This is a genomic window from Candidatus Delongbacteria bacterium, assembly GCA_020634015.1.
Classification (GTDB): domain Bacteria; phylum CAIWAD01; class CAIWAD01; order CAIWAD01; family CAIWAD01; genus JACKCN01.
This window is the reverse complement of sequence record JACKCN010000005.1, coordinates 24,554-38,042: the sequence shown is the minus strand read 5'-3', so window position 1 is coordinate 38,042 and position 13,489 is coordinate 24,554. Positions and strand designations below refer to the sequence as shown.

The following is a 13,489-nucleotide window of genomic DNA, read 5'->3' as shown; positions in this document are numbered from 1 at the left end:
CCTTTCAACGGACATCAATTGATTCTCTGGTAGAGGTAAATGGCGTTCAGGAAGATTGCCGCCTGACCCACCACGTTCACCACTTTCGTCAGCAGATTGAACACGCTTCCGCTTACAAGGATCGTGTCTCCCGGGTTCAACTCGGGAATCAGGCTGACATCACCGGTCTTCAGATAGCGACGAACATCGACTTCCAGGATCTCTTCGCGCTGATTGAAGCGCCGCACGACCCGGACGTTGTCCAGTCGGGAGTTCTCCGTGGGACCACCCGCGGCGGATACCAAGGTCAGCAGGTCGGTCCCGCTGGGAATATGGTATTGTCCCGGCAAGCGCACCTGACCCCAGACATTCACCGTGATATGGATCGCATTCCGCTCGCCCAGATAGTACTGGGCGGCCCGATCCGTGTCGGGCATTGCGGACATCACGTCCTGAGCCATCAGATGCACGGGCATCATCAGTGCGGCGAACAGGATCAGAAAACGTGCAATATGATCAATGAATCGGGTCCGCATGCGGATTCGTTCCTTATCGACTAAGGCTGAAGCTCAATCCAGCCCGACTCCGAGCCGGCCAGGGGACAGTTGTCAGGATTGGAGCGGATGTCTTCGCTTGCCGGAGGGCGCTCGTAGAGTGTATCCACGCGCAACCTGAAACTCCTGCCGGCGACCGTTCCCAGAGATGCCACGTTCCAACTGAGGTCGAAATTCTGCAGGTCGAAATTCTCCTGCATATCGGCAGACCAGACCATTTCATCATTTTCATCCAGCATCATCAGCTGGTAACCCGCCAGTCGGGGACCCGGACGGCCGTAGCTCCAGCGCACACGCAGGCTGTCCGCCCAGAGGGTGGCTTCCTGGACCAGGGGCGCATCGTAGAGGGTGTAGTGCACCGTATCCGAGGCCGCGCTCAAGTTACCTGAAGTGTCCAGAGCCCGCACGAAGTAATGCCAGGTGTGCAAGTTGCCATGAATGTCCGGGCTGGTGAACAGGTTCAAGTTCTGCCCCGTGTCAATGAAGCTGAAGTATTCGGGGGCTCCCACCAGAAACTGCGCCGGATCCCCGGTGATGTCAAAAAAGACCCCCACCGTGTCGGCATTTTCCTGATGACCGCGAAAGACCACGAATCCGGCCAGATCTTCGGGGCGTGGCCAGAGCTGCCATTCGACCCGGATGCCCGTGCTGCCCGGCTCGGCGTCCACACCGCTTTCGGGCCAGACCGGCCCTTCGAAACTGCAGGCGGTCAGACGCATCACGGGGGCGTCCGGTGCGGTCTGGTCCTCGTCGCCCCGGTTCTCGCCGCAGGAAACCAGCAGCAGCGCCAGCCCAAGAATGGCGGCGCAATTCAGCAATGCACGCCCGTTCACAGGTGGTACACCAGACTCAGTCGGTGCACGCGGCCCAGGTCATGGTCGAATCCGGCATAATCCACGCTCAGGTCCCTGAACATGAAGCCCGCTCCGTAGGTCCAGCGATCCTGACGCCCCAGGGTGCCCGTGCGCACACGGACCCTGCTCTTCCAGTCCAGTTCAAGCCCCGTGCGATGCACGGTCTCGTAACGGTGGTCAATGTCCTGGCTGAGCACCACACCAAGATTCTCGAAACGCCGTTTCCAGGCGAAACCGTAGACATGGTTGTAGTTGATGGCGTCTTCGCCCACGTCCCATTCGAGGCCCGTGTTGGTGAAGTTCTCGAAACGAGCGGCAAGACACAGATCGCCCAGGCCGCTGAGCGTGATCAGGTCATCCAGGCTGAACTGCACCTGAATGCCCGCGTCCGCGCCGATGCCCTGGGCCTTGTGGCCGTCCAGCTCGTTCTGGATCACCTTGAAGTTGGCCCCCACCGGAATCCGCATCGGAATCTCGCGGTACAGCCAACCGAAGTTGAGTGTCAGTTCATTCAGCTTGGCGAAGCTGAAGAACAGAGCCTGTTCCACATCCTCGAAACTGCCCAGCGGTTCTCCGCCGTTCTCTTCGATCAGGCGCCGCCGTTCGGCGAAGCTGTAGGCGGCATCGGGGTAGGACGGATATCGCGGAATGTCGGTCACCGAGAAGCGCAGATAATTCAGCGCCAGATTGGCCAGGCCCACCGGCATTGTGAAACCGACCTGCATGGTGCTGGCCAGTGGGTCACTCAGTTCTCCAAAGCTGCTGGCCGCCATGCCGGAGACAGAGCGTCGGTTCACCAGCGCCAGGCCGGCGGGATTCCAGTAGAAGGAATAGGCGTCGTCCGTCACGGCGGTCATGGCCTGGCCCATGCCCAGGCCCCGGGCACCCACGCCCAGCTCGAGAAACTCCCCGGCATACTTGCCCGCTCTTGCCGGAAAAGCCGTCGCGCAAAGCAGCAAACCGCTTAGCAGGATGCGGTGGCAGGAGGAGCGGGAGCTGAGTCGGGCCTGATGCATCGGCCGGGGTCCGTCCGAACTGGGTCTGTCTGGATTCTCGTTCTGGCTGGCGTCGCCGGCTGGCCGGGTCCGAAGACTATCGACGCCCGTATGGCCCTGCTTTACCCCTCAAGGGCAGTGGCGGGCCAATATGGCACTGTATGGCTTTGTTTGCGTTGGTTTCCGCCTGCATCGGGCCTGGACGGAAGCCAGCGGATTCTCATTCCTCGCCGTCGGGATTCGAATCCAGTCCGGAATCAGGCTCGTCCTCGCAGACCGGGCAGCCCTTGTCAAAGATCACGCGCCACTCACCATCGCTTTCGAGTCGCCAGATGGAGTTGAACACGCCAACTCGCTTGCCCCCGGGGTCCAGCACGGGACCGCTGCTCAATGCCAGGTTGCCCGATTCCAGCACTTCCACCAGCTCGGGATGCCAACTGAACGGGGCCTCCGGCTCGGTGAAGAAAACGGACCAGCCTTCTGCAATCGCTTTCCGTCCACGCAGGCTGCTGTTTCCCACGAAGACAGCTTCCTCGGACAGGAAACTCGCGAAGCCCTCGAGGTCGCGCTCTGTCATGGTCCGGGCGAATGCGGTCTCGGCCGCGCGCACGGCCTCGTTCAGCGCGGAATTGGCCGGCTGGCCCATGGCACTGCCAAGTGCCAGCAGGGCCAGGAAAAGAATGGTTCCGTGTCTCATGACCGTCCTCCAGTTCGTGTTGCAAGAAAAGGAACGGATGCTGGTCGGTTGCCGTTTGTTCAGCGCTTGATTCGGGCCATCTTGCCCAGGCGACTGATTTCTCCCTGATCTCCCCGGGCGATGAAACGATAGAAGTAGACGCCATTGGCCACCAGGTCGCCCTCTTCGTCCCGACCGTCCCAGAAGATTTCGTCGTAGTTGATCACCGGGCCGCCGCGACGCAGGGTGCGCACCTTGCGGCCGGAAACGGTGTAGATGCGTACTTCCACCGCATCGGCGACACCACTCAGACTGTAGATGAAGCGGGTATCACGGTCGAAGGGGTTGGGATAGTTGCCCAGATAGGCCAGCCCGAAATCTCCGGCCACCCGGAAACTGGTGGTCTTCTGCAGCAGATTGCCCGCGGCGTCAGCCACTTCCAGCACGAACTGGTGCGAGGACGCGGGCTGATCCCTGAAATCGGGTGAGACCTGCACCAGCAAGCCGCCGTTGTCTCCGGTGGATTGCAGTGTGATCGCATCGCTGTCCAGCTCCACCTGATCCAGACTCAGTGTCAGGCTGGCGGAGGCGATGCCGTTGCGATCGGAAATCAGCCACCCGAACACGGGCTGGGCCGGCACATGGTCTCCGTCGGCGAAGAGCTGATCCTGCACGGACACTTCGGCAATTGGCGGCTCGCCATCGCTCAGCCGGCCCAGAATGGCTCCGGCACCCGCAGCCGCAAAACCGATGCGCAGTCCACCGCTCAGCGAGCTCACGGTCAGGTTGCCAGCTCCTTCGCGCACGGCCACGCCGGTCAGTGGGTCGAGGACGAACGCATTGAGTTCGCGGGCACCCAGCGTATCGGAGCCAGACACGCTGTACTCCAGATTCCAGGTGGGCAGGCTTCCCTGGCCCAGTCTGCGGAAAGCCAGCAAGGGAGTGGCCTCGACCAGGTCCGGCTGGGGACCGGTGGACGAAGTCAGACCCGCCTTGTGTGCCAAACTTATTTCGGTGCAGCCGGGTGCGGGCTCGTGGGCGAACTGCAGCACCAGACCGGGGGCAACTTCCCGCACAACGGCCACGTCCGGCCCGTGGTCAAAAACGAACAGCGGGTCGGCCAGCAGCTCCCAGGACTGGGCAAGATCGCTGTCGCTCACCAGGCCTTCGGGATCCACCACCAGATTCAACCTTGCGCCCAGCAGGCCGTGATCCAGGGCCAGGTCTTCGTCCCGGCTCTCGCCAGCAGCCAGCCCCGGGACCCACCAACTCTGTAGCGCGTCGCCCTGTGCATCACGCAGTTCGATGCGCAGCGAGTCGGCGGCACCACGCCCCCGGTTGTTGAGGCGCAGGCGGGCCTTTCCTCCCAGGTCTTCGCCATAGCCGAGCCAGTCGCTGGACACCAGCGCCAGCCGGGGCGCCACCTCGAAGAAGGTGGGATTGGATGTGACGCTCTCGCCTGCGCTGTGTACCACATACAGCACACGCAACCGGGTGCCATTCTCGAAGGGCCCGATGTCCTGCTGGCTGGCAAAACGTGTGGGCGCACCATCCTGAGGCAACATCCGTCGGCTCACATCACTGGAGTCGCCCCCGGGTGCCCAGCTGCGCACCTCAGCGATCAGGCTGTCGATGGGGTCGGGCGATGCTGCTGTGATCCAGAGTGCGATCGGCTCACCCTCGTGGGGAAACTCGGGCTCGAGGAGTGCATCACTCAGCCAGACCTGCTGCAGGCTGTCGGCATAGAAGAAGCGCACGCCCGCATGCCGGGTCCGATCATTCCCCACCAACAGGCGTGCGCTGCCCCAGAGCCCCGATTGATACAGATCGCCCGGCGCGGGCACCTGCAGTTGCCAGTTGCCCGCGGCATCCGTGCTGAAGTCGTGATGCACGACTCCCTCCACGAAATCCTGCCCCGTCAGCTGGGGGTGGTCGGTGGCGGAATAGAACTCCAGCCGCCCGGGCTGGTCGGGCAGATCGCTGACTCCCGAGAAGGCAAGCGTCTCGCCCGCCTGGATGCTGGCTCCGCCCTGCAGGCTGACATCCAGCGTTCGGGGCAGTCGCAGCATCTGGGCCGGGTCGCCAAGATACTGGGTCAGCGTGATCACGGTCTGGGCGATCTCGGCATTCAGCGAATCGCTGCTGTTGTAGAGGCGGTCAATTCTGAACTGGTCTTCGGCCAGGCGCAATGCGCGGCTGACCTCGTAGTCGGGATTGCTCAACTGGTAGTCGTAGTACAGCTTGAGCAGCTCCATGCTGGCCTGGAAGAAACTCAGTCCCGAGGAGCCCAGGACGCCGATCGCCCCCATCGGGCCACTGTTGAGCAAGGCCTTGCCGAGAGCGTCTTCCAGTTCGATGGAGGCGATGTGGCAGGTGGTGTTGGTCACCAGTGGCAGGGTCGCCGCGTTGTCGAATGTGATCACATCCTCGCTGCGCAGCAGGTTGAAGTCGTACCACACGGCTCCGCCGCCATGACCGAAATAATTGGCCATGACCACGCCCTGATCGAAGATCCGCCGCAGTTCACTGGTCAGGCCGTTGTAGCGGCTGTCGTTGAAGCCCACATCCAGGCGGCGCAGGAAGTAGTCGGCGGGGACATTCTGTCGAATCAGTTCTTCTCGCTGGCGGATGAAGATGTCTCCTTCGCTCTGGCGGTCCGCCGAGATCAGGAAAATCGTGTTGTTCCAGGCGCCGGCTTCGGCTTCGTCGTAGGACAGACACTTGTCCACCATGTTGGCGAGCTGCTCCAGGCTGTTCACCGGCCAGCGGGTCAGCAGAGCTCCGTCGCTGATGCCGTTCTCGGCGGCCACATACCAGTCGTCCGTGGAGGCGGCACCCCAACGATAGACCTGCTGGAAGCGCACGGGCAGCAGCGGACGACCCAGGCGGCCCGCATCACGCTGCGTGAGGGCGCCGTCACCCAACAGCAAAACATGACTGGGCGGAGCGGAGGAGGCCAGCTCCAGATACGTCAGGAAGTCGCGGATGGCGAAGGGACTGAAACGCCCATCGCCGAACTCGTCGTAGATCCAGGCATCCGAGATCACGCGCACGGCTCCGATGCGGCTCCACTGGGGCAACAGCGGGTCCAGCATGGACTCCCCGCCCGAGCGATGCAGGCTGTCGGCCATGATCACCAGATAGTCCGACGCAATGGCCGTGTTGGCCAGATCGTGATACTCCACCAGCTCCAGCGACAGGGGAGTATCCATGGCGTCTTCGGCAATGGCCAGATAGCGGTCGCCCGGCGCAGGCACATCCTGGAAGGCCACCCGCCACCCACCGGTATCCGGGCGGATCAGCAGGTTGTTCACGCGGCTCTGGCCAAGTTTGTAGACCTGGATCCGGTCGCTGCTGAACCCGGTCAGGTTGAAGTAGATCAACTGATTGTTGTACTCGCTGTCCACCGAGAACTCCAGGCAATCGTTCTCGGCCTGGTAGTAGCGCTGGTAGGTGACATCAAACCAGTTGAGCATGGCGTTGGAGAATTCGCCGGCAGGGGGAAGATCGACTCCCGCGATCGTCAGCACGTTGTCCTCGCGGAAATCCGTGTGTGACGGAAAGGCTTCCTCGCCGAACTCCAGCACCTTCAGCTCCTGGTTGATCCAGTCGCCCTCGCCCCCGATGTCCAGGACCTGGGACCCCGAGCCGTTCACGTAGGCCTGCACGCGCTGGTAGTAGGGCTGATCGCCCGTGGAGGGAGCCGAGCCGCCACGCAGACAGAGCACCAGGCTGACCGGCTGGGTCGAGCGTGTGTTGAGCCCGGGGGCATGAAAGTCGACGCTGCGCAACTGACCGGCCCGCAGATTGGTTTCCCAGAAGAAGTGGTCCGGCTGGCTCTCGTTGTCCACATAACCGAGCTGGCTGTGGAACAGATCCTGCTCGTAGTGTTCCGTATGGTAGAAACTGAGCGGCGTGCGGTAGAGCGCAGGGTCGGTCTCCACCACTTCCCCGCTTTCCTGACCCATCCGGTAACCGGGTTGGCCGTTGGACACGAGAAAGTAAACTTCGGTGTCCGAATAGGGGTTCAGGCGGCTGTCCGGCCCCAGACCGGGGTCCTGCTGAAGGGAGACCTGGGCGTGGAACTCGATTCGGTCCCCGGGGTCCCAGCGTCCATCGTCTTCGCCCGTGATCCGGATCGGCTGGGGCACTCCGTCGTGCACCAGACTGCAGAGGCGTGGATCGGGCAAGTCGGCCAGGCCCGCGCTGCCGAGCTGGTCCCGCAGGTCCTGCCAGCCAATGGCATGGAATCCATCGTGATCCACGCGTATCCGCACCAGATGATGGGGCGCCCAATCGGTTTCGCCCTGGCTGTCCCGGGCCACCGGGCGCGCCAGCACCTCGCCGCTTTCCTGCAACACAAGCCCCTGGCGGAGCCAGTCGGCCTGCAGGTGAATCGCCACGCGACGCCCCGTCCGGGTGCGTGCGATCTCGTGCATCTCAAGCGGCAGCTCACGTCCCGTCCGGTCCCGCAGGCTGAGTCGGCTCAGCCGGGTCTCCACCAGGATGACAGGGTCCGCCGGGAGCGCGGGGGCCGCGGCAGTATCGCGCCCCTGCTGCGCCAGGTGCAGCTGGACCGAGGTGCCCGCGGGTTCCACGCGCAACCAGCTGCGGGAAGCCACTTCGAGGGCGCTGACACCGGGACAGGATGCGCCAAGCGCGATCAATGACGCGAGAATGAGAGTGCGTGGGGAATGGAGCATGCTGGCCGATTCATTGGTGGAATGTCGTCCGGACGGGCCCTCAGGTGCTGACCGGATACCGGACAGCGCGAGAGGACTGCGTGCGAGCCCTGATCGGGCGACTGGCAAAATGACAATTCGTGCCAGAAGGGACCACAGGAGTGCTCACCCGGCAACAGATGGGCGCACTCCCCGGAAGAGCACGCAGGATCCGGGAAGGCCTATTCGAAGTTGCGGATCTCGTAGCGGTAGCCCTGTTCCGTCAGGAACAGCTGGCGGTTCATCGCGAATTCCTGGTCGATGGTATCCCGGGTCACCAGGGTGTAGAACCAGGCCTGGTTGTTGCCGGACTTGGGTCGCAGCACGCGCCCCAGGCGCTGGGCTTCTTCCTGTCGGCTGCCGAAGGTACCGGAGACCTGAATCGCCACGCTGGCCTCGGGCAGGTCGATTGCGAAGTTGGCCACCTTGCTGACCACCAGGATGCGCAACTCGTTGCGGCGAAAGCGGTTGTACAGCTCGTCGCGCTGGGTGTTGCGCACGCTGCCCGTGATGAGCGGGGCGTCCAGCACCTTGGCGATGGTCTTGAGCTGGTCGATGAACTGCCCGATGATCAGCACCTGATCGTCCGGGTGGTGCTCCAGAATCGCGTCAATCACTTCCAGCTTGACCGGGTTGGTCGAGGCCACTGTGTACTTGCGGCGGGTCTCGGCCAGGGCGTACTCCAGACGAAGATCGGCGCTCATGCCCAGGCGATACTCGACGCAGTTGGCGGTGGCGATCCAGCCCTGGCGCTCCAGTTCCTTCCAGGGCACATCGATCTTCTTGGGGCCGATCAGGCTGAAGACGTCGTCTTCCTTGTTGTCCTCGCGCACCAGTGTTGCCGTCAGGCCCAGGCGCCGACGACTCTGGATTTCGGCCACCGCGCGGAAGATGGGCGCGGGCAGCAGATGCACCTCGTCATAGACGATCAGGCCCCAGTTGTGCTTGTTGAACAGGTCGAAGTGCAGAAAGGGACTCTTCTTGCTGCGCCGATAGGTCAGAATCTGGTAGGTGGCAATGGTGACCGGCGCGATCTCCTTGCGGTCGCCACTGTACTCGGCGATCTGCTCTTCGGTCAGCTCGGTCTTGTCCAGGATCTCGTTCTTCCACTGACGCAGGGCGGTGACATTGGTGGTTAGGATCAGGGTGTGCATGCCGATCCTGCTCATGGCACCGATGCCGATGACCGTCTTGCCCGCCCCGCAGGGCAGCACCAGCACACCGCTGCCTCCGCCCTTGCCGCCACCTGCCCAGAACACGGACACGGCATCCTGCTGGTAACTGCGCAGCCCGAAGGCCATGCCACTGAGACTGCGCTCGCGAATCACGATGTCCAGTTTCTCGCCGTCGGTGTAGCCGGCCAGATCTTCCACCGGGAAGCCGATCTTGATCAGGGCCTGTTTCAGGTGGCCACGATTGCCGGGACGGATCCGGGCCCGCTTGTCGTCCAGCAGCTCCTCAAGCAGCGGCATGATCGTCTTGTGGCGGGAGAGCTCGATCATCAGGGTGCGGTCGTCGCACTCCAGCACCAGCGAGTTCTCGTCCAGCCGATCCAGCTTGACCCGGCCGTAGCGCGTGATGTATTCCCGGATGTCCTGGACCACATTGGTGGGCACCACATACTTCGAGTAGCGGTTGAGGGTGCTGATGATCTCGGCACTGCCCAGACCGCTGGAGGCCGCATTCCAGAGTGACAGCGGCGAGAGTCGGTAGGTGTGAAGGTGCTCGGGGCTCTTTTCCAGTTCTGCAAAGCGCGCCAGCTCGTCGCGGGCGTCCTCGAAGAGCTGGTTGGCCGTTTCAAGGAAAATGGTCTTGTCGGACTGGACGATCAGCGGATTGTTGGGGTTGTACACGGGGTCGATTTCCTTGTCGTGACACGCGGATTCCGCCAACTGGGCGGGGGTTCCGGCGACCGGCCTCTGCCTGTCGCTTGCTTCACGTCCGGATGCGATGGGTCGGGGTGAAGGGAATGAATGTGGCAATGGCCAGTCTAAGGTCGAAGCGGGATTCCCTCCGTCCTCGCTGGCGGCAACAGGATGGCCGGACTATATTCGACCCATGAAACACACACTGGACTCCATGGATGACTGGCTGGCTTCCAGGATGGCCCTGGCCGGACTGCCCGCTCTGCGCCTGTCATTGGCGATCATCTTCATCTGGTTCGGGGCACTCAAGCCCATGGGACATTCCTCGGCAACGGCTCTGGTCATGGCCACCGTGGACTGGATGCCTTTCTTCACCCCTGCGGGATGGGTGGCCATCATCGGCTGGTGGGAGGTGGCCATCGGGGTCTGTTTCCTGTTCCAGTCCACCTTGCGGCTGGCAATCCTGCTGCTGCTGCTTCAGATGGTGGGCACCTTCATGCCGCTGGTGATTCTTCCCGGCGTCACGTTCCAGCCGGGCATGGTCCCCTGGGCTCCCACCCTGGAAGGCCAGTACATCATCAAGAACCTGCTGATCCTGAGTGCGGCGCTGGTGGTGGGCGGCACCGTGAGAACGCCGCGCACTCCTTCCGGTCCGGCCGACTCCGGGAGCTGAAAACCCCTTCCGGAGAAGGGGTTCACAAGGCTGTCGCTGCGGATCGGTCCGTCTCAGCGCGTCAGCACCATTTTTCTGGCCTGCGTGGTTCCTCCCGACCGCAGCAGGTAGATGTAGACACCGGACGGCAGGGCTCCACTGTCGAAGCGCACCCGATGACTGCCCCGGGTCAGCATGCCATTCACCAACCGACCAACGGTTTCTCCCACCAGATTGTGTACGGTCAACTCGACGAAACCTGTGTCTTCCGTGGAGAACTGGATCTCGGTACTCGGGTTGAAGGGATTGGGGTAGTTCTGCTGCAGACTGACCGTGCTTGGCTGATCCTCCGCATCGGCACTGCCGGTTCCACGGAAGCTGAACTCCACGTCGTACTCGCCCCGTTCCTGCTGGTAGCCGCCAACGATGGCGTAGTAGGTGCCCGCGGGCAACTCCACCAGCAGGCCCGAGTTGAAGCGGTCATCACAGCCATTGTCGTCATCGTCGTCATCGTCGTCATCATCATGGCCGTCACGCCCGGCCCCGCCCCGGGCTTCGGATGTGTCACACTCGGACCAGTCGTCGTTCATCGAGACCACCGTGTACTGCTGGTCCAGAATGGCGATGGCCGTATCGAAGTGGTTTTCACCCCCCTGCACGCAGGTGCTCATCCAGACCGTGGTGGGGCCATCCAGGGTAAAGGTATACCAGTCTTCGCTGCGCTTGAACCACTGGTTGCTCAGTTGTGTGCCATTTTCCGGAAACAGGCTGCTGGCGGACAGCATGTTGGGCGCCCAGGGCAGACAGTTGCAGCCTCCCAGGCTGAAGTAGTTCCCGGAGCTGTTGTTGCTGTTGCCCTCGTATCGCGAGGTATCCGCCAATACGGGTACCTCGATCGCGCTCCAGGGGTCATCCCCTCCGCTGCGTGACATGTCCGCGGGATCCATGCGGCCGAACAGATCGTAACGGAGCCACTCCGGCACTTCTTCGCCCGAATTCTTGACCGAGCGGTACACGCTCGGGGAATCATCGTCGGCCTGCTGGGCGTTGGCCGCCTGAACCAGCAGCAGCCCGCCTCCGGTGCAGAGCATGACAATGCTCTGGCGCAGTATCGTCTTCATGGTGTGTGCCCTCCTGCTTTGGGAAGACACATCGCCAGATTCATGCCAATTCTGCCGGGCCAATTCAAAGCTGGGGCGGGGAAATTCTCAGGGCCTTTGGTGGGATTGCTGGTCGACATGCACCAGCCAACACCCTCTTCGGTTCTGTTCAACCGGGAATCAGGTCAGCTCCGGACTGACGACCCCGATTTCCATATCGTGCACCTTGACCAGCACAAGCCCCTGGTGGAGTGCCGTGGAAAAGCAGACGGCCATTTCAGAAGGGGGCGGGCCGGGGTCAACCGGAAGAACGGCCCTGGCCCGGAGATGGGCCTGGCCCGTTTCGTGGGTGTCCATCACCGAATTGCGCAGCACGCAAAGCGGACAGGCTTCCTGCTCGCCGCACCCTCCCGGGAGGCTTGCGTTGTGACACCCCATCACCGCGCCTCCGCGCTGGCCGACAATCTCCTCGAGCGTGCGATGCAGGACATCCTGAGCCGGTTGATTGGCCCCCTGGATCAGGCCCTGCGTGTCCACGAACAGAACCGGGGCTTCCGTGTCGGCAAAGACCAGCTTCATGTTGTTCCGTGCTCCCCTGTTGGACCAGATGTTGCCATCACGATTCCAGAACCTTCAGGCTCAGCAAGGCATTCTGGCACAGATACCGTGCCCGGATCTCGACGGACTTTATCGAACAGGCTCCGGCGATCTTCAGCGGTCGTATCACCGAGCGCAGACCCGTCGTGCCTGAGCGGATGGTAGCGGAAATGAGGGCACACAGGCCACAGCACGACCTGGAGGCTTTCTTGACTTGACGCATGGATGGATATCGTCTGGATCTGCAGCCAAGCAGGGCGGGCAGATACTTGCCCTTCGGGGGTGAGTCCTGAAGCTGCAGCAATTCCACGGCTGCGGCATTCAGGTCCAGAACAAGGCCCTCTTCATCCACCAACATGACCGGCTCCGCCAGCACATGGATCTGGGAATGCAGCTGATCCAACGCCTCACTCAGAATGCGCTGACTGCATGCGGGACATATTCCGTGGGAGACTTCGGCATGGCCGTCCGAGTCACTTATTGAGTCAATTACCTTGTTGCACCAAGCGCAGATTCTCTGCATCGCGTTGCCTTGTTTTGCCCCGGAAACAAGCATGGGGGCGGTTCCGCACGAATTGGATCGGCAGGACAACCACAGAGATTAACGAGATTCCAGCTGGATTGGTAATCGAATGATGTCTTCCAGCGGCCACCATTTGAACTGCCGATGGGCAAAGCAGTACTTTCGGCCCATGGAAAATCAGTCCCCGGACACCCTTCCGGAAACCCATCTCGACTGGACCTGGCACCCCCTGGCGCGCAAACCCGTCCAGGGAGTTCTGGTCGTTCTGATGATCCTGGTGATCTCGGGACTGGTGCTGTACTGGCTGGGAGCGTCCGCCGTGAGCGCGGCGCTGATCGTGATCTTCATCTTCTCGCTGCGGGACTACCTCTTTCCCGCCAGCTGCCGTGTCGACGAACACGCGCTGGTACTGTCCTCGCCCCTGACCGGCACGCGCCAGGTGGGCTGGGACCAGGTCCGCTCACGGTTTCAGGGGCCACGGCAGATGAAGCTGACGCTCACCGATGGCCGGCGCGTTCTGCTGCCCCCACTGCCCGATCCTGATCTGCGCGCGGCCCTGAACACCCTCATCGAGCGCAAGCTCGCACGTGATGCATCCAATGATTGAGCCGTCATGCCCTCCGGGAATCAGCGAGGATCAACAGCGCGCGATCCAGAAATTCGCCCGGGACATCGTGCGCCGGCGCCTTTCGGCCGCGGCGATCTTCATGCTGGAGTCGACCACCCCGATGAACTTCGTCATCAGCCAGGGCATGGTCTTTCTCTCCCCGCTGGTGAAGATTGTCTTCGAGGGGGGAACTTTCGACAGCGTTCGCGAGATGTTGGAGAAGCGGGAAACCATCCCCTATATTGTCGACCTGATCGAATTCTTCGAATATCAGCAGCGGGAAGGGGCCTAGGCCCTGTCCTGTTGCGCGCCCCCTGATTCCGCCCACCGGCGCAATCGGATCTGAGAAGCAGGCTGGGGCTTTTG

At 62.3% G+C, this 13,489-nt stretch carries 12 protein-coding genes; 3 read left to right on the top strand and 9 right to left on the bottom strand.

Annotated features, from left to right (window positions below):
* Positions 1 to 14: 14 nt before the first annotated feature.
* The 6 genes from H6678_10520 to H6678_10495 all read right to left on the bottom strand — a co-directional run bounded on the left by H6678_10520 (position 15) and on the right by H6678_10495 (position 9,671).
* Complete coding sequence (locus H6678_10520) at positions 15 to 515, bottom strand: SLBB domain-containing protein (GenBank protein ID MCB9474233.1); 501 nt, start codon at positions 513 to 515, stop codon at positions 15 to 17.
* A 20-nt stretch (positions 516 to 535) separates the two neighbouring features.
* On the bottom strand, positions 536 to 1,366 hold the full coding sequence (locus H6678_10515; protein ID MCB9474232.1) for a hypothetical protein: 831 nt from the start codon (positions 1,364 to 1,366) through the stop codon (positions 536 to 538).
* Positions 1,363 to 2,403 (bottom strand): hypothetical protein, encoded by a 1,041-nt coding sequence (locus H6678_10510; GenBank protein MCB9474231.1) that lies wholly within the window; start codon positions 2,401 to 2,403, stop codon positions 1,363 to 1,365. The genes H6678_10515 and H6678_10510 overlap by 4 nt, the downstream gene beginning before the upstream one ends.
* Positions 2,404 to 2,602: 199 nt before the next feature.
* The gene (locus H6678_10505) at positions 2,603 to 3,079 is read right to left on the bottom strand and encodes a nuclear transport factor 2 family protein (GenBank protein MCB9474230.1); all 477 of its coding nucleotides are present in this window, start codon (positions 3,077 to 3,079) and stop codon (positions 2,603 to 2,605) included.
* A 59-nt stretch (positions 3,080 to 3,138) separates the two neighbouring features.
* Positions 3,139 to 7,761 (bottom strand): hypothetical protein, encoded by a 4,623-nt coding sequence (locus H6678_10500; GenBank protein ID MCB9474229.1) that lies wholly within the window; start codon positions 7,759 to 7,761, stop codon positions 3,139 to 3,141.
* A gap of 200 nt (positions 7,762 to 7,961) precedes the next feature.
* Positions 7,962 to 9,671 carry a helicase-associated domain-containing protein gene (locus H6678_10495; protein MCB9474228.1) on the bottom strand — a complete coding sequence of 570 codons (1,710 nt, stop codon included), beginning with the start codon at positions 9,669 to 9,671 and terminating at the stop codon, positions 7,962 to 7,964.
* Positions 9,672 to 9,882: 211 nt separating this feature from the next.
* On the opposite strand from H6678_10495, the gene H6678_10490 reads away from it, so the two are divergent.
* A complete protein-coding gene (locus H6678_10490) occupies positions 9,883 to 10,317 on the top strand; it encodes a hypothetical protein (protein MCB9474227.1) in 435 nt (144 codons plus the stop codon).
* A 53-nt stretch (positions 10,318 to 10,370) separates the two neighbouring features.
* Here the strand turns inward: H6678_10490 and H6678_10485 are convergent, their stop codons facing one another.
* The 3 genes from H6678_10485 to H6678_10475 form a co-directional block, all read right to left on the bottom strand.
* The gene (locus H6678_10485) at positions 10,371 to 11,417 is read right to left on the bottom strand and encodes a T9SS type A sorting domain-containing protein (protein MCB9474226.1); all 1,047 of its coding nucleotides are present in this window, start codon (positions 11,415 to 11,417) and stop codon (positions 10,371 to 10,373) included.
* Between the two features lie 159 nt (positions 11,418 to 11,576).
* Positions 11,577 to 11,975: a hypothetical protein gene (locus tag H6678_10480; GenBank protein ID MCB9474225.1), complete on the bottom strand. Its 399-nt coding sequence runs from the start codon at positions 11,973 to 11,975 to the stop codon at positions 11,577 to 11,579.
* Positions 11,976 to 12,012: 37 nt separating this feature from the next.
* Entirely contained in the window at positions 12,013 to 12,396 is a 384-nt protein-coding gene (locus tag H6678_10475; protein ID MCB9474224.1) for a PAS domain-containing protein, read from the bottom strand.
* A gap of 289 nt (positions 12,397 to 12,685) precedes the next feature.
* On the opposite strand from H6678_10475, the gene H6678_10470 reads away from it, so the two are divergent.
* Both H6678_10470 and H6678_10465 read left to right on the top strand, forming a co-directional pair.
* Positions 12,686 to 13,123 (top strand): hypothetical protein, encoded by a 438-nt coding sequence (locus H6678_10470; protein MCB9474223.1) that lies wholly within the window; start codon positions 12,686 to 12,688, stop codon positions 13,121 to 13,123.
* Positions 13,104 to 13,415 carry a hypothetical protein gene (locus H6678_10465; GenBank protein ID MCB9474222.1) on the top strand — a complete coding sequence of 104 codons (312 nt, stop codon included), beginning with the start codon at positions 13,104 to 13,106 and terminating at the stop codon, positions 13,413 to 13,415. The genes H6678_10470 and H6678_10465 overlap by 20 nt, the downstream gene beginning before the upstream one ends.
* The last annotated feature ends 74 nt before the right edge of the window (positions 13,416 to 13,489 follow it).

Bases quoted from the DNA above. Each gene is read 5' to 3' on its own strand.
- H6678_10520 (MCB9474233.1), bottom strand. From the start codon at position 515: ATGCGGACCCGATTCATTGATCATATTGCACGTTTTCTGATCCTGTTC.
- H6678_10510 (MCB9474231.1), bottom strand. From the start codon at position 2,403: ATGCATCAGGCCCGACTCAGCTCCCGCTCCTCCTGCCACCGCATCCTG.
- H6678_10505 (MCB9474230.1), bottom strand. From the start codon at position 3,079: ATGAGACACGGAACCATTCTTTTCCTGGCCCTGCTGGCACTTGGCAGT.
- H6678_10500 (MCB9474229.1), bottom strand. From the start codon at position 7,761: ATGCTCCATTCCCCACGCACTCTCATTCTCGCGTCATTGATCGCGCTT.
- H6678_10490 (MCB9474227.1), top strand. From the start codon at position 9,883: ATGGCCCTGGCCGGACTGCCCGCTCTGCGCCTGTCATTGGCGATCATC.
- H6678_10485 (MCB9474226.1), bottom strand. From the start codon at position 11,417: ATGAAGACGATACTGCGCCAGAGCATTGTCATGCTCTGCACCGGAGGC.
- H6678_10480 (MCB9474225.1), bottom strand. From the start codon at position 11,975: ATGAAGCTGGTCTTTGCCGACACGGAAGCCCCGGTTCTGTTCGTGGAC.
- H6678_10470 (MCB9474223.1), top strand. From the start codon at position 12,686: ATGGAAAATCAGTCCCCGGACACCCTTCCGGAAACCCATCTCGACTGG.